This window comes from Nocardia ignorata NBRC 108230 (assembly GCF_001612905.1).
In the GTDB taxonomy this organism is placed as follows: Bacteria; Actinomycetota; Actinomycetes; order Mycobacteriales; family Mycobacteriaceae; genus Nocardia; species Nocardia ignorata.
Map to the genome: position 1 here is coordinate 76,918 of NZ_BDBI01000005.1, position 14,556 is coordinate 91,473.

Here is a 14,556-nt window from a genome sequence, read left to right on the forward strand (position 1 = left end):
CAACGCGGAAACAGCTCCCAGGAGGCGTTGATGGACCGGCAGGACCCGGTCGCCGGACCACCCCAAGCGGTGATCGCGGCGGCCCTACGACGAGAACGCGCCCGCGCCGGCCTGTCGCTCACCGAAGTCGCCAGCCGCGCGGGTGTGGCGAAGTCCACACTGTCGCAATTGGAATCGGGCACCGGTAATCCCAGCCTGGAAACCCTGTGGGCGCTGTGCGTCGCCCTGGAGATGCCGTTCTCGCGACTGCTCGATCCGCCGCGCCCGAACGTGCAGGTGATCCGCGCCGACGAGGGTTCGCAGGTGCCCTCGGCCGACGCGGATTATCGCGTCACCCTGCTCGCGGCAGGCCAGTCGCACACGCGCTGCGATGTGTACCGGATCGCGGCCGAACCCGGTCAGATTCGTCGCTCGGAACCGCACACGCCCGGTGTAGTCGAGCATGTGGTCCTCGCGGCGGGTCATGCCATCGTCGGTCCCGCCGACGAGCCCGTGGAGATGCGCCCAGGTGACTACATCCGCTACCTGGGTGATCTGCCGCACGTCTTCGAGGCTCTCGAACCGGGCACGTGGGCCACGATGGTCATCGAGAGCGCCTGATCAGGCGGCCCCTTCGCCCAGGTACTGCAACCAGAGCGGGTCGAGGTCGGCGGTGGTCGACAGCAGCCGCCAGTGCGGGCCCTTGGGCGAGACCAGCGGGTGACGCAGCGTCCAGCCCAGTTCGGTCAGCATTTTGTCGGCTTTGCGGTGGTTGCACGGCGCGCAGCTGGCCACGCAGTTCTCCCACGAGTGCTCCCCGCCGCGACTGCGCGGGATGACGTGGTCGATGGTTTCGGCTTTGCCGCCGCAGTACCCGCAGCGGTAGCGGTCGCGGTGCATGAGTGCCGCCCGGGTCATCGGCACCCGGGCGCGGTAGGGGACCCGCACATAGGTGCGCAGCCGGATAACGGAGGGAATGGCCACCGTCGCGCCCGCCGAATGCAGGACCGGGGCGGCGGGATCGTCGTGGACCGCGTCGGCCTTCGCGCAGATCAGCAGAACGACAGCGCGGCGAGCGGACAGTGCGGTGAGTGGTTCGTAGGTGGCGTTGAGAAGCAGCACCCGGCGTTTACGCCAGGCGGCGGCGTCGTGATCGCCGGCGAGATGCAGTGGCGCGGGGCGATGCGGCAGGTCGTGCAGACCGTGTGCGCCCGGATGGTGATCGGACAAGATGTGCAGCGGAATAGCCCCCGAGCCACGATTGTGGACGTCGGCGGGCTGGAGTTGTCGGTGCGCGCGCGCCTCGTGTGACCGGGCGCTTGGCCGCTGCTTCATTGTGACCTCAATTTCATGATTGGCAGGATCATGTGGTATCTGGGGTCGATACTGTCCCCAGTTGACCACGGTTGAGCCCGTATTGCACGGTTATTTTTCAAACTTTCGGGTGAACTGTGATTGAAGGCCCGGCGCGCGCTCGGGGCACAATGGAGCGCGTGACTTCAGGTGAGCAGACAACGACCTCGTTCTACGACGCGGTGGGTGGCGCGGAGACCTTCCGCCGCATCGTGTCGGTGTTCTATCGCGAGGTCGCTGCCGACGAGATCCTGCGCCCGCTGTATCCGGAGGAGGATCTGGGGCCGGCCGAGCGCAGGTTGCGGATGTTCCTCGAACAGTACTGGGGTGGGCCACGTACCTACTCCGACGAGCGCGGCCACCCCCGGCTGCGCATGCGTCATCATCCGTTCGTCATCGGAGCGCTCGAGCGGGACGCGTGGTTGCGTTGCATGCGGATCGCCGTCGACGAGATCGAGCCGTCGATCCTGGACGCCGAACACCGCAAGGCGATGCTGGACTATTTCCAGATGGCAGCGGCCTCGTTGCAGAACGCCCCGCACTGAGCTCGGGACGCTCGGGGTTCGCTGATGACGTCCAGGTAGCGACCCGATTTCGGACCTGCGCCCCGGTTTACCGCGATGTTTCCGTCCGGCGTGGCGAACGCTGGCGATTTGCCGGATTCGAAGAAAGTCTCGCGCCGCGTGAATATTGTCGGCCCACTTTGGCAATATTGCGGTTGTGACACAGACACCTGCCTCGCCGGTGCCGGGGGACAACAGCACCGCTCCGTGGTGGAAAACCGCCGTGTTCTATCAGGTCTATCCGCGTTCGTTCGCCGACTCCGATGGTGACGGAGTCGGCGACCTCGGCGGTGTGCGCGAGAAGATGGGCTACCTCGAGCTATTGGGTGTCGACGCGCTGTGGATCTGTCCGGTGATGCGCTCACCGCAGGCCGACGGCGGCTACGACGTGTCCGACCCCCGCGACATCGACCCGCTCTTCGGTGGCCTCGAGGCTCTCGACGAACTCATCGCCGAGGCACACGATCGTGAGATCAAGGTCACCATGGATCTGGTGCCCAACCACACCAGCACCGAGCACCCGTGGTTCGCGGCCGCGCTCGAAGCCGCACCGGGCAGTCCCGAACGGGCGCGCTACATCTTCCGCGACGGTCGCGGCGAAGACGGCGCCGAGCCGCCCAACAACTGGCCGAGCATCTTCGGCGGCCCGGCCTGGACCAGGATCACCGAGCCCGACGGCACGCCGGGCCAGTGGTACCTGCACGTCTTCGCCCGCGAACAACCCGACCTGAACTGGGACAATCCCGACGTCGCCGCGGATTTCGAGAAGACGCTGCGGTTCTGGCTCGACCGCGGGGTCGACGGTTTCCGTCTCGATGTGGCCCACGGCATGGCCAAACCGGAGGGCCTGCCCGACATGGCGCGCGTCGACACCAAGATGCTGGTGCACGACGACGACGATCCCCGCTTCAACAACCCCGGTGTGCACGCCATCCACCGCCGCATCCGCACCGTGCTCGACGACTATCCGCACGCGGTGTCCATCGGTGAGGTGTGGGTCGACGACAACGTGCGCTTCGGCGAGTACGTGCGCCCCGACGAACTGCATCTGGCGTTCAACTTCCGGCTGGCCGAGGCGGCCTTCACCGCCGAGGATGTGCGCACCGCCATCACCCATTCGCTCGAGGCGGTGAGCGCGGTCGGCGCCCCACCCACCTGGACCCTGTCCAACCACGACATCGAACGCGAGGTCACCCGCTACGGCGGCGGCAAGACCGGGGTGGCGCGGGCGCGGGCGATGATGATGGTCGAATTGGCGCTGCCGGGTGCGGTTTTCGTCTACAACGGCGCAGAGCTCGGGCTGCCCAATTTCGACGATCTGCCCGAGGAGGCGCTGCGGGATCCGGTGTGGGAACGCTCCGGTCACACCGAGCGTGGTCGCGACGGGTGCCGGGTGCCGATTCCGTGGGAGGGCAGTACGCCGCCGTTCGGTTTCACCACGGGCACGCCGTGGCTGCCGATGCCCGCCGAGTGGGCCGACCGCACCGTCGAAGCCCAGCTGGAAACCCTGCACTCGACGTTGTCGCTGTACCGCCTGGCGATCGATCTGCGCGGTACCCGTTCGGAATTCGCGGGCGACCGGATCGACTGGTACGGCAGTCCGGCCGGATGTCTGGCGTTCCGCCGGCCGGGTGGGCTGGTGTGTGTGCTCAACGCCTCCGACGGGCCGATTCAGCTGCCGCCGGGGGAGTTGCTGCTGTCCAGCGCTCCGGTCGCCGACGACCGCCTGCCCGCGAACGCGGCGGCCTGGTTGGTCTGACACGCGCATTTCCGACGGCCGGAGGATGAACTACTACAGAGCATCGTCTAACGTTTCACTCGTGAGCATTCTCGAGACAGTGCTGATCTTCGTCGGCATCCCGGCCGCGATCTACTTCGCGATCGCGGGTTTGTCCTATCTCGGTAAGCCACTGCCCGGTGAGAAGCCGGCCCACTTCGAGCTCGGGCAGAAGTGGACCCACCCGCCGGTGCTGTGGAGCGCTACCGACGAGGTGACCGCTGCGTCCGGTCACCACCACGCCGAACCGCATGGCAGCCATGCGGTTCTCGAACCCGCGCACGCGGAGCTGATCGGAGGCCGGGCAAGTGGCAAGTTCTAATTGGCCCGCGGTTGTCGAAGCCGACCTGCCGCACGGGTACGCGCTGACCAGCAGTGGCCGCGTCTCCGGTGTGCACGAGCCCGGCACGGTCTTCGACGAGGTGCCGTTCACCGATCGTGAGCGGGTCGCCCTCGACAACGCGCTCACCGACGCCACCCGCGCCACGAAGGTGCGCTTCAACATCTACCTCGGCGACCTGGGTGCCGACCCGGCCGCCGGTGCCGACGCGCTGCTGCCGAACACCCCCGAGTCCGCCGACTCGGTGCTCATCGCGGTCTCGCCCAACCAGGGTGCCGTCGAGGTCCGCTCGGGTGCCGCGGTGGCCGAGCGCGCCAACGACCGCATCTGCCAGCTCGGCGTCACCGCCGCCCTGGCCTCCTTCCGTCAGGGCAACCTGATCGACGGACTGATCTCGGCTGTCCGGGTGATGGCCGCCGCTATCGGCCGCTAGCCCCCTTTCGCCGCGCACCGGCGCGTTCACCCGCAGAGGTGAACGCGCCGTTCGTGTTTCGGTGCGAAAAATTTCCGCGCATCGGGAATCAACCCGACGACTGTCGACTTCTAACCAGTGAAACGACTTTGACTGGTTAGGGAGTGGCGAGCATGCGGCGAGAGAATCTTGCCTGGGCGGGACTGGCGGCGATGACCGTGTCGTTCGGGCTGAACTTCACCATGGGGGTGTTCTTCGCGCCGACCGCCGCGTCGTACGGGGTGTCGTCGACGGCGCTTGCCGTGGCCGCCGCGCTGGGGACGGCGGTGACCGGGGTGGCGCAGCAGGGGATCGGGCGACTGCTCGATCGCTTCGGGCCCAAGATGGTGCTGACCGGTGGGCTCAGCCTGATCTCGGGCAGTTATCTCGTGCTCGCCACGGTCACCCAGACCTGGCAGTTCGTCGCCGCCTACATGGTGCTCGGCGGGCTCGGGTTCGCCTCGGCATCCACGCTCACCGTCACCACGCTGCTCGGGCGGGCGCACGGCGCGCAGGCGGGACCCGCGATGGCGCGGGCGGCGATCGGCATCAATCTGGGTCAGCTCGTCACTCCGTGGGCGGCGACCGCGTTGTTCGAGCCGATCGGTGTGCGCGCCACCTTCGCCCTGCTCGGTGCGGTCGGCCTGGCCGTCACGGCCGTGTTGTGGCTGCTGCTGCCCAACGATCGGCGGGCCACCGGTGTGGCAGGTGCGGGGGAGTCGCTGGCCGACCGGTGGAAGGTGCTGGTGGCGTTCGGGTTACACTCCGCGACCCTCTATGTGGTTGTGCTGATGTTGCCCAAGCACGCGGTGGAACTGGGGTGGTCGGTCACCGGTGCGGGCAGGCTGGTCGCCTTGGCGGCGCTGGCGGCCGGGCTGACCTCCGCCGCGCTGGTCCCGCTGTTGCGCCGTCACCGGCCCGAAGGTCTGCTGCGAATCCTGTTCGTGGTGCGCCTGTCCGCACTGCTGCTCGCGGTGTTCGTGCCGGGGTCGCTGGTGCTGGTCGCGGTGCTGTTCGGTATCGCCTCCTTCCCGGTCATCCCGCTCACCATGGCCATCGTGTCGCGTGGACTCGATCCGGCGCGGATGGGCCGAACCCTGGCTCCCGCCTGGGTGATTCATCAGCTGTCGGCCGCCGCCGGGCTGGGTGTCGCCGCCCTGATCCACACCTTCACCGACAGCTACCGCGGCTATTTCGCGCTCACGGTGTTGTTCACCGTGGCCGCCGCTGTCCTCGTCGCACCGGTTCGCCGTCGCGAACCGGTCACCGTCTGAACCTCCGCAAAACCCATCGAGAAAGAGAGATCCATCATGAGCCAGGTCCGTCACAACACCGTGCAGATCCAGGGCCAGTCCATCTTCTACCGCGAGGCGGGTGACCCGTCGGCACCGACTGTTGTTCTCCTGCACGGATTCCCGACGAGCTCGGCGATGTTCCGGAACCTGATCCCGGCCCTCGCCGCCGACTATCACGTGATCGCGCCCGACCATCTGGGCTTCGGGCAGTCCGGGATGCCGAAGGCCGACGAGTTCGACTACACCTTCGACAACCTCACCGCCCTCACCCTCGCACTGCTCGACACCCTCGGCATCGACCGGTTCGCGCTCTACATCCAGGACTACGGCGCCCCCATCGGCTTGCGTATCGCCGCACGCAACCCGCAGCGCGTCAGCGCCCTCATCACCCAGAGTGGCAACGCCTATCTGGAGGGCTTCACACCGTTCTGGGAGCCGCTGTTCGCACACGCGAACGACCGCGCCGCCCACGAACCGGAGGTGCGCAAGCTGCTTGCGGCCGACGCGACGAAATGGCAGTACACCCATGGCGTTCCGGCCGACCGGTTGTCGCTGGTCAGCCCGGACACCTGGACTCTCGACCAGGCCTACCTGGACCGTCCAGGCAACAAGGAGATCCAGCTCGACCTGTTCGCCGACTACAAGAACAACCTCGACGGCTACCCCGAATTCCAGAAGTACTTCGCCGAGCACCGTCCCCCGACGCTCATCGCCTGGGGCGAGCACGACGAGATCTTCGGAGCCGACGGCGCCCGCGCCTACCTGCGCGATCTGCCCGACGCCGAACTGCACCTGCTCGACGCGGGGCACTTCGCGCTCGAGACGCACGGCCCCGAGATCGCCGCGCTGATCCGTGATTTCCTCGGCCGGGTCCTGCGCTGAGCCACCTGCGGACGGCCGGGCACCCGCCCGGCCGTTCGCGCGTGATCGAGTACCCTGAGCGGCGGCTTTCGCGGCCGGCACGGCCGGTCGCCGGTGAAGGGGGATCATGCGCACAGCACTGGCTCGGATCGTCGCCGCGGTAGCGGTGACCTGCTTGTCGGCCGTCGGTTGCGCCGACGACTCGTTCCGCGACACCGAACCCGCCGCCGGTGCGCCGACCTCGGACTTCTACACCGTCGACGGTGAAACCCTCCCGGGCGCACGGGGTTCGGTGATCCGCACCCGGTCACTGCCCGACGCCGTACGGGGTGCCCGCACCGAGCTGATCCTCTACCGCTCGATCGACGCGCACGGGGCGACGGTCGCCGTCTCGGGAACGGTATCGGTGCCGCCGGGGACGCCGCCCGTGGGCGGCTGGCCGCTGATCTCGTTCGCGCCGGGCACCAACGGCGTCGCCGACGTGTGCGCGCCCTCGCGGGCCGACGGTGCGTCACCGACGAGGGACGAGCTGGCCCGCTGGGTCGCCGCCGGGTACGCGGTGGCCCGCACCGACTACCAGGGGCTCGGCACACCCGGCGGCCACGGCTACCTCATCGGGGAGACCGAGCAGCGCGCCGTCGCCGACATCGTCGTCGCGGCAAGGGAATTCAACCGCGATATCGGTGCGCGCTGGGTGGCGATGGGTCACTCCCAGGGTGGGCACGCGGCCCTGTTCGCCGCGAGCGCGTCGGGCGGTTGGGCTCCCGCGGTCGATCTGCTCGGTGCGGTGGCGCTCGCACCCGCGTCCCATCTGGCGGAGCAGGTGCGGATGGCCAAGTGGGCGGTGTCGAATCCGCTCGGCTCGGTCGGGACCGGCGGGCTGGCGGTGTACCTGCCGATGCTGGTTCGCGGCGCGCAGACCGTCACCGAGCTGGACCCGGCCCGGTTCCTCACCGAGCGTGCGGTGTCGATGCTGCCGCTCGCCGACACCGACTGCGCGGCGGCACTGAGTGAATCGGGCAAATGGGGTGGGCTGTCGGTCAAGGACGTTCTCGAGCGCGATGGTGACCTGTCCGGGCTCCTACGCGTCCTCGACGACAACGACCCGAGCGGGCTGAGCTTCACCGAACCGGTGCTGGTGCTCCAGGGCCGCGACGATCACACCGTTCCGCTGAAGTCGACCGACGCGATGGTGGCCCAACAGCAGATGCGCGGTCAATCGGTGGACTACCGCAAATACGACGGCGTCGACCACAGTGAGATCATCTCCGCGTCGTTCACCGACGCCCTCGGCTGGGTCGACACCCGCTTCGGCATCACCCGTTGACGCGTACGCCCTCGCATCGACGCGAGCTGCACCTTGCTGAAGGCGTCCGCGCTGTCCCGGCACTGCCGCTGAGTTACGCCCACAGCAGAAGAACCGGGTGTGTCGCGCCGGCAGTCTTTACGCTCGGACCATGGGCGAGCACAAGGGTTTGCGGGTGATTCCGGGCGGGCGCGAGGAGCGACGGGCACGCCCCGAACCGCTGTGGCGCGAGGCCCTCGGCGAACGCCTGCGCACGCTGCGCCAAGAGCAGCGCTCGACGCTGGTCGACATTGCGGGCCGCGCGGGCATCTCCCCGCAGTACCTCTCGGAGGTGGAACGCGGCCGCAAGGAACCCTCCAGCGAAATGATCGCCGCCCTGGCCGGTGCACTGGGCACCAGCGTGGGCGACCTCGTCGGCCAGGTGGCGGAAATGATGCGCCGCCGCACAGCCGTCGTCGTCGGCGGCGACCGCCGCATCACCGCCCCCGCTATGCCGCGCACCACGATGATCGCACCCAACGCACTGCTGATGGTGGCCTGACACCAATCCTGATGCGCTCGTCCATCTACCGATGATCGGTGACCGCGCGGTTGTCGGTGGTGCCGTGCATGATCGACGCATGCCGATCACGAACCGTCAGATGGCCGGGCATCCGTTCCTGCGAGAGATGTACGGAGACCCGTACTATCCCGATGTCGTGCTCGACCGGTGCAAGGCGGTCCTGCTCCGCCTGTGCGAGACCATCGAGTCGGAACGGCCGTCGGATCTGGCGGCCCTATACGTCCTCACCCGGGGCGCCACAGCGGAGTTCAACGACCTGGAGGCGGAGTTCGAGGCGGCCGGCAGCGAAATCGAGACGGTCGCACGCGAAGTGATCGCCGATGACTTCTGCGCGATCGCATCGGCCTACGGCTTCCCGAATGCGGACTCCGAGGAACTGCTGGCCGGGCGCGACTGGTGACGGGCTGTTCACCGCAGCGACCACCGATCACCCCCTGGCCGTCGAGCATCGAACCGGAATCACCTCGGCCCGAGTTCAATGGTTCGCCGAACAAATCCTGCACACCGACAACCCCTTGTGCTGAAACGATTATCAGGCTGTCGGGACGGGTCGGTCACGATCATCGCTCCGAACGCGTTGCTGACGGTGGCACAACCACGCCGCGTCCTCGCCTGATCGACAGGGCGTTTCGCGTTACCCCCGAACGCCGAGGGTGCGTGCGATCTGCTGGACGCGGTCGTCGTCGAGCTCGACCGGGGCGTAATTGCGGCTGCGGGCATGGTCACGGAATTGCTGGGACGGGTCCACGCGATAGGCCCGAACATAGTCCGCCCAGTCGAGATTCCACGCCCATTCCCCGTCGGTCATGACGCCCAGTGGTAGCAGCAGGCGCCCGGTCAATCGATCCGGAACCCTGCTCGCGGCTATCGCCAGCACGGTCGCCGATTCCAGGTACCCGGCCAGAAGCTCGGCCTCTGCTTCGGCCAGGCGGTGGGGAACCAGTGCCGTCCGAGTGTCCGGATCGCTGAGCCGTTTAGGCGGAACGAGATAGACGACGCGCTTGACCAGGCTGATCGTGCGTCCGGATCGTCGCGGCGTCGCGAAGACGACCTCGGCCCGGACCCCCTGATCTTCCAATAGCTCTCGGAGCAGCGACATCTCCGCGAGTGTCCCCGCACGCCCGTTCGCCACCAGATCCTCGGCCGCAGCTCTCAGCTCATGGAGCGGCAACGATTCCCGGCTGCGAATCACCCGCATCATCGCGCCCACCGAGGGATCCCGATCCACAATCCGCAGTCCGCTCGGACCGTTGTCGGCGATGATCGCGGCGCGAACCTCCGCCGAAATACCTTCCCCGCTGGCATGCCGAATGTGTTCGCATTCGCTACAAGAGCCTTCGATGGCCCACCCGAACGTTCCAGCGTGAACAGTTTCACTGACAACGCTCAACGCCTCCGCACCACACTGGTCGCAGCACCCGACTCGGTGAGCAGATTCGTAGACCACTTGCCCCCGATCCGAGCCAAAAACCGTGCCGACTAGACCTTCAGGAGCGGCTGTGGATTCGGTCGGATGCGAATAGTGTCATCCATCGCAACCTCGGGGGACGGAAGCGAGCCAAATCGCCCATCCGCCTTGTAGACGACCGGCACGCCACCGGCGATGGCATAGGAGAAGTCACCGTCCACCAGATACTCCCGGTAGCCGACGGAGAAGGCGAAGAACTCGTCGCTCTCCACGATCTCTCGGTCATCCAGGCAGCGTGTGCCGAAGCCGTCGTGGCGGCCGTGCTGGTAACGGGCGAGGACGATCTCGCGGGCCTGCTCGTAGCTGATCATGGTGCGATCTTCCTGATCCTGTTCTCCCGCAATCGGACTGATGTGCGGCAGGCACGGCTGAGTCCTCGGGGTCGCCGTTGATGATCCTTCGAGTCGACACCGCTGTCCACCGATTTTCGCTGACCGCAGCCCCACTGGACCAACGTGGCGCCGCTCGAGCTCGATGCCCGGTAGTAGAGCGGTTCAGGTGGCTCGGACGACGGTCAGTTCGCGGAGCATGTCGACGAGGGCGGTTACGGGCATGTCGGGGTCGATGGCGCGCTGGACGCCGAGGCCGATGCCGAGGGCGAGCATGCGGAGGGCCGCTTCGTCGGCGGGGAGGGGGAGGGCGATGCCGAGTTCGGCGGCCTGGATTTCGATGAGGGAGGCCAGGACGGCGGTGAGGGAGCGGCGGCGTTCTGCCAGTTCGGTGCGGATATCGGGGAGGTGGCGGGTGCTGGTGGCGAACTCGACCTCCAGGGCTGTCCAGCCGACATCGCCGATGTTCTCGTCGGCCCAGCGGGCGAAGCCCTCGATCCGTTCGGCCATGGTGTCGGGTCCGAGAATCGCGGCCGACAGCGATTCGGCCCGCTCCACGTGCACCACGTCGAGCACGGCGAGGCCGAGTTCGTGTTTGGTGGCGAAATTCGAGTAGACCGCGCCCTTGGAGTAGCCGGCCTCGGCGGCGACCTTCTCCAGGGAGGTCACGTTGTAGCCGTCGGCCAGGAACAAGCGTTTGGCGGTCTCGACGAGACTTTCGCGCGTCCGTGCGTGGGACTCTTTGCGCGTCAGCCTGGTCATATGCGGCAGTTTAGCAAAAAGGGGTACCGGTGGAATTCGAATACCGTTAGTATCTGGATTATGAGCACTCGACGTGGCCTTGCCATCGGTTGCGGTGGTGTCCTCGGGTTCGCCTGGACCGCCGTGGCCCTCGACGCGGTCGAACGCGCACTGGACTGGGATGTCCGATCGGCCGACGTGCTGATCGGGACGTCGGCCGGCGCGGAGATCGTGGCCGCCCTCGGTTCCGGTCGCACACCCGCCGATCTCCTGGCCGCCCTCGACGCCGAGCCCGGCGCCGACCCGGTACTCGCGGCGCACATCGCCGTGGACCCCGGCAAGTTCCCGCCGCTACCCGGTATCGGCCTGTCGAACCTCGGCCTGATCGGTGCCGGTCTCCGCGCGGGCTCGGCCTACAGCGCCCTGGCCGGGCTGCTGCCACGCGGACGCGGTGACGCGAGCTGGCTCCGCTCGTTCGGCCGGTCACTCGCCGATGCCGACGGCTGGGTGGATCACCCCGCGACCTGGTTGGTGGCCGCCGACGCCGCGACCGGGCAACGGATCACCTTCGGGGCCAACAGGTTCGATGCCGATTCGCCGCATCGGTCCACGGATGGCTCACCCGTCGACCTCGGCGACGCGATCGCCGCATCCTGGGCGATCCCCGGCTGGTTCCCGCCGGTACGGATCGGCGGCCGGGACTACGTCGACGGCGGCGCGGTCTCCTCGGTCTCGGCCGACCTGCTGCTCCCACTCGACCTCGACGAGGTGGTGGTGATCGCCCCGATGACCTCCGCGGGCGGTGCCCCGGCCACCGGCTTCGACCGCATCGAACGCCTCCTGCGCGCCCAGATGACTCGCGGCCTGGATCGCGAGGTGAAGCTCCTGCGCGACAACGGCGTTCGCGTGATCCGCGTCGAACCGGGCCCCGCCGAATTGGCCGCGATGGGTCCCAACTTCATGGATTCCCGCCGCCGCCCGGCGACCCTCGCCGCCGCCCGCGCCAATGCCCACGCCCGCGTGCACGAAGCACTGCGCACCGCGAGTCTCGCGCGATGAACTCGCAGATCAGAGCGCGCACTCGGTGCGTGGCAGGCCCCGGCCGCCGGAAGGCGCCCGGTCGTCTGCGGGTCGCGGCCACCGGCGTGCGGCACCCGGCCCATGAGCCCATACGCACGACGAGCGCACAGCGACCCGAGATTCTGTGAAGAAGGAGAGCCGGATGACTCAACACCATGAGGTGATCGTGATCGGGGCGGGGGTGTCGGGTGTCGGCGCCGCCATCAAGTTGCGGGAGGCGGGGATCGACGATGTGGTCATCGTCGAGAAGGCCGAGACGTTCGGGGGGACGTGGCGGGCCAATACCTATCCGGGGTGCGCGTGTGATGTGCCGTCGGGGTTGTACTCGTTCTCGTTCGCGCCGAACCCGGAGTGGTCGCGGCTGTTCGCGACGCAGCCGGAGATCCTCGCCTATGTCGACCGGGTGGCACGCGAGCACGGCCTCGCCGAGCGCACCCGTTTCGGGGTGACGATGACCGGCGCCCAGTGGGACGCGGCAGCCGAATTGTGGCGCCTGGACACCACTTCCGGCGAATTCACGGCGCGTTTCGTCGTCTCGGCGGCGGGTCCGTGGAACGAACCGCGTTTCCCCGACATCACCGGTCTGGACGAGTTCGATGGCGAGGTCTTCCATTCGGCGCGCTGGAATCACGACTACGACCTGCGCGGGAAGCGGGTGGCGGTGATCGGAACCGGTGCGTCGGCGGTGCAGTTCGTGCCGCAGATCCAGCCCGAGGTGGCCGCACTGCACCTGTTCCAGCGCACCGCGCAGTGGGTGCTGCCGAAGCCGGACCATCCGGTGCCGGGCATCGAGAAGCAGGTGATGCGGCGAGTGCCGTTCGCGCACAAGGCTTTACGTGGCATCGAGTACGCCATGATGGAGGGCCTCGGTGTGGCCTTCCGACATCCGCGCCCCCTGATGCAGGCGGTGCAGGGGATCGGATCGGCGTATCTGCGTGCGGTGGTTCGTGATCCGGTGCTGCGGGCCAAACTCACTCCCGACTACCTGCTCGGCTGCAAGCGGATCCTGTTCTCCAACAACTACCTCCAGTCGCTCACCAAACCCAATGTCGACGTGCACGCCACTGCGGTCACCGAGATCCGGGGCAATACGGTGATCGGCGCCGACGGCAGCAGCGCCGAGGTGGACGCGATCATCCTCGGCACCGGCTTCCACATCCTGGACTCACCACTGGGCGAGATCGTCCGCGACGCCGACGGCCGCTCCCTGGCCGACCACTGGAAGGGTTCACCCGAGGCCTACCTCGGCACCGTCACCACCGGCTTCCCCAACATGTTCTCCGTCCTCGGGCCGAGTCTCGGCACCGGACACTCCTCGGCGTTCGCCGTTCTCGAAGCCCAGATCACCTTCCTCGTCTCGGCGGTCACCCGTGCCCGCCGCGAGGGCTGGCCCGTGCTGGACGTGCGCCCGGCGGTGCAGGCCCGGTATGTCGACGAGGTGCAGGCCGCGCTGCCGGGCACCGTCTACAACTCCGGTGGCTGCCGCAGCTACTACCTGGATATGAACGGGCGCAACAGCTTCAGCTGGCCGTGGTCCACCGGGGCACTGACGAAGCGGGTCAGTTCGTTCGATCCCTCCGATTTCACCGTCACCGAGAGCAAGGTGCTGTCATGAGCTATCCGAAGATCGAACTCGACGGCGCGCTCGTCGCCATCACCGGCGCGGCGCGTGGCATCGGCCTGGCCACCGCGCGCGCCTTCGTGGCGGCGGGTGCGCGGGTGGCGCTCGGCGATCTCGACGAGGCGCTGGTCGTGCAGGCCGCGGCCGAATTCGGCGACCGGGCCATGGGGTACGCGCTCGATGTCACCGACAAGGATTCCTACGCACGGTTTCTCGATGCCGCCGTCGACTGGCACGGTCGCCCGCTCGACGTGCTGGTCAACAACGCGGGCGTCATGCCCAACGCGCCGTTCCTCGAACAGTCCGATCGCATCGACCGGCTCACCATGGACGTCAACGTCTACGGTGTCATCCACGGCATGCGGCTGGCGCTACCCGCCATGGTGGAACGCGGCTACGGCCACGTGGTGAACGTGGCATCGCTGGCGGGCAAGTTCCCGCTCAAGGGGCTGGCGGTGTACAACGCGAGCAAGTTCGCGGTGGTCGGGCTCAGCGCGGCGACCCGGCTCGAGATGGACGGCACCGGAGTGAGCGTGAGCACCGTCCTGCCCTCGGCCGTGCGCACCGAACTCAGCTCCGGCATCGACGTGGGCATCCTGCCGACGGTCGAGCCCGAAGACATCGCCGCCGCCGTGGTCCGCACGGTGAAGACCCGGGCCGCCGAGACGTCGGTCCCGTCGTATGTCGGTGTCGCCGCGAACGCCGCGACGCTGCTGCCGGAATCGCTGATCCGGTTGGTGCGCAGGGCCGCTCACGACGACGCCGCGATCAACCGGGTCGACGACGACGTGCGCCGGGTCTACCTCGATCGCATCGAGAAGCAGTAGCGC

Annotated in this window: 17 protein-coding genes; 13 read left to right on the top strand and 4 right to left on the bottom strand. The window is 67.9% G+C overall.

Annotation, left to right across the window (positions count from 1 at the left end; genetic code table 11):
• Positions 1–30: 30 nt before the first annotated feature.
• Positions 31–600 carry a helix-turn-helix domain-containing protein gene (locus NI2_RS04080; RefSeq protein WP_067486951.1) on the top strand — a complete coding sequence of 190 codons (570 nt, stop codon included), beginning with the start codon at positions 31–33 and terminating at the stop codon, positions 598–600.
• Here the strand turns inward: NI2_RS04080 and NI2_RS04085 are convergent, their stop codons facing one another.
• Positions 601–1,314, bottom strand: coding sequence for an HNH endonuclease (locus tag NI2_RS04085; protein WP_225280980.1), 714 nt, complete (start codon positions 1,312–1,314; stop codon positions 601–603).
• 149 nt (positions 1,315–1,463) lie between these two features.
• Here NI2_RS04085 and NI2_RS04090 point away from each other — a divergent pair, with 149 nt between their 5' ends.
• The 9 genes from NI2_RS04090 (at position 1,464) to NI2_RS04130 (ending at position 8,887) form a co-directional block, all read left to right on the top strand.
• The gene (locus NI2_RS04090; RefSeq protein WP_067486149.1) at positions 1,464–1,877 is read left to right on the top strand and encodes a globin; all 414 of its coding nucleotides are present in this window, start codon (positions 1,464–1,466) and stop codon (positions 1,875–1,877) included.
• 175 nt (positions 1,878–2,052) lie between these two features.
• Positions 2,053–3,654, top strand: coding sequence for a glycoside hydrolase family 13 protein (locus tag NI2_RS04095; RefSeq protein ID WP_243749888.1), 1,602 nt, complete (start codon positions 2,053–2,055; stop codon positions 3,652–3,654).
• 61 nt (positions 3,655–3,715) lie between these two features.
• The gene (gene ctaJ, locus NI2_RS04100) at positions 3,716–3,994 is read left to right on the top strand and encodes an aa3-type cytochrome oxidase subunit CtaJ (protein WP_067486150.1); all 279 of its coding nucleotides are present in this window, start codon (positions 3,716–3,718) and stop codon (positions 3,992–3,994) included.
• Positions 3,981–4,445, top strand: a complete 465-nt coding sequence (locus tag NI2_RS04105; RefSeq protein WP_067486151.1) for a DUF5130 domain-containing protein — start codon at positions 3,981–3,983, stop codon at positions 4,443–4,445. Before ctaJ ends, NI2_RS04105 begins: the two co-directional genes overlap by 14 nt.
• A gap of 152 nt (positions 4,446–4,597) precedes the next feature.
• Positions 4,598–5,737 (top strand): MFS transporter, encoded by a 1,140-nt coding sequence (locus NI2_RS04110; protein WP_133734012.1) that lies wholly within the window; start codon positions 4,598–4,600, stop codon positions 5,735–5,737.
• A gap of 36 nt (positions 5,738–5,773) precedes the next feature.
• Positions 5,774–6,640, top strand: a complete 867-nt coding sequence (locus tag NI2_RS04115) for an alpha/beta fold hydrolase (protein ID WP_067486154.1) — start codon at positions 5,774–5,776, stop codon at positions 6,638–6,640.
• 106 nt (positions 6,641–6,746) lie between these two features.
• Positions 6,747–7,946: an alpha/beta hydrolase family protein gene (locus NI2_RS04120; RefSeq protein ID WP_067486156.1), complete on the top strand. Its 1,200-nt coding sequence runs from the start codon at positions 6,747–6,749 to the stop codon at positions 7,944–7,946.
• A 130-nt stretch (positions 7,947–8,076) separates the two neighbouring features.
• Positions 8,077–8,466, top strand: a complete 390-nt coding sequence (locus NI2_RS04125; protein WP_067486158.1) for a helix-turn-helix domain-containing protein — start codon at positions 8,077–8,079, stop codon at positions 8,464–8,466.
• Between the two features lie 79 nt (positions 8,467–8,545).
• On the top strand, positions 8,546–8,887 hold the full coding sequence (locus NI2_RS04130) for a DUF5713 family protein (protein ID WP_067486960.1): 342 nt from the start codon (positions 8,546–8,548) through the stop codon (positions 8,885–8,887).
• Positions 8,888–9,121: 234 nt separating this feature from the next.
• Here NI2_RS04130 and NI2_RS04135 read toward each other — a convergent pair whose 3' ends face one another.
• The 3 genes from NI2_RS04135 to NI2_RS04145 all read right to left on the bottom strand — a co-directional run bounded on the left by NI2_RS04135 (position 9,122) and on the right by NI2_RS04145 (position 11,046).
• Positions 9,122–9,697: a hypothetical protein gene (locus NI2_RS04135; RefSeq protein WP_157104646.1), complete on the bottom strand. Its 576-nt coding sequence runs from the start codon at positions 9,695–9,697 to the stop codon at positions 9,122–9,124.
• A gap of 269 nt (positions 9,698–9,966) precedes the next feature.
• Positions 9,967–10,266 (bottom strand): hypothetical protein, encoded by a 300-nt coding sequence (locus NI2_RS04140; RefSeq protein ID WP_067486162.1) that lies wholly within the window; start codon positions 10,264–10,266, stop codon positions 9,967–9,969.
• Between the two features lie 183 nt (positions 10,267–10,449).
• A complete protein-coding gene (locus NI2_RS04145; protein WP_067486164.1) occupies positions 10,450–11,046 on the bottom strand; it encodes a TetR/AcrR family transcriptional regulator in 597 nt (198 codons plus the stop codon).
• A gap of 60 nt (positions 11,047–11,106) precedes the next feature.
• On the opposite strand from NI2_RS04145, the gene NI2_RS04150 reads away from it, so the two are divergent.
• The 3 genes from NI2_RS04150 to NI2_RS04160 all read left to right on the top strand — a co-directional run bounded on the left by NI2_RS04150 (position 11,107) and on the right by NI2_RS04160 (position 14,553).
• Entirely contained in the window at positions 11,107–12,084 is a 978-nt protein-coding gene (locus NI2_RS04150; RefSeq protein ID WP_067486165.1) for a patatin-like phospholipase family protein, read from the top strand.
• 163 nt (positions 12,085–12,247) lie between these two features.
• Entirely contained in the window at positions 12,248–13,720 is a 1,473-nt protein-coding gene (locus tag NI2_RS04155; RefSeq protein ID WP_067486169.1) for a flavin-containing monooxygenase, read from the top strand.
• Positions 13,717–14,553 carry an SDR family oxidoreductase gene (locus tag NI2_RS04160; protein WP_067486171.1) on the top strand — a complete coding sequence of 279 codons (837 nt, stop codon included), beginning with the start codon at positions 13,717–13,719 and terminating at the stop codon, positions 14,551–14,553. The genes NI2_RS04155 and NI2_RS04160 overlap by 4 nt, the downstream gene beginning before the upstream one ends.
• Positions 14,554–14,556: the final 3 nt, after the last annotated feature.

Coding starts and splice junctions, on each gene's coding strand:
- NI2_RS04080 (WP_067486951.1), top strand. CDS start 31: ATGGACCGGCAGGACCCGGTCGCCGGACCACCCCAAGCGGTGATCGCG.
- NI2_RS04085 (WP_225280980.1), bottom strand. CDS start 1,314: ATGAAGCAGCGGCCAAGCGCCCGGTCACACGAGGCGCGCGCGCACCGA.
- NI2_RS04090 (WP_067486149.1), top strand. CDS start 1,464: ATGGAGCGCGTGACTTCAGGTGAGCAGACAACGACCTCGTTCTACGAC.
- NI2_RS04110 (WP_133734012.1), top strand. CDS start 4,598: ATGCGGCGAGAGAATCTTGCCTGGGCGGGACTGGCGGCGATGACCGTG.
- NI2_RS04115 (WP_067486154.1), top strand. CDS start 5,774: ATGAGCCAGGTCCGTCACAACACCGTGCAGATCCAGGGCCAGTCCATC.
- NI2_RS04120 (WP_067486156.1), top strand. CDS start 6,747: ATGCGCACAGCACTGGCTCGGATCGTCGCCGCGGTAGCGGTGACCTGC.
- NI2_RS04125 (WP_067486158.1), top strand. CDS start 8,077: ATGGGCGAGCACAAGGGTTTGCGGGTGATTCCGGGCGGGCGCGAGGAG.
- NI2_RS04130 (WP_067486960.1), top strand. CDS start 8,546: ATGCCGATCACGAACCGTCAGATGGCCGGGCATCCGTTCCTGCGAGAG.
- NI2_RS04140 (WP_067486162.1), bottom strand. CDS start 10,266: ATGATCAGCTACGAGCAGGCCCGCGAGATCGTCCTCGCCCGTTACCAG.
- NI2_RS04145 (WP_067486164.1), bottom strand. CDS start 11,046: ATGACCAGGCTGACGCGCAAAGAGTCCCACGCACGGACGCGCGAAAGT.
- NI2_RS04150 (WP_067486165.1), top strand. CDS start 11,107: ATGAGCACTCGACGTGGCCTTGCCATCGGTTGCGGTGGTGTCCTCGGG.
- NI2_RS04155 (WP_067486169.1), top strand. CDS start 12,248: ATGACTCAACACCATGAGGTGATCGTGATCGGGGCGGGGGTGTCGGGT.
- NI2_RS04160 (WP_067486171.1), top strand. CDS start 13,717: ATGAGCTATCCGAAGATCGAACTCGACGGCGCGCTCGTCGCCATCACC.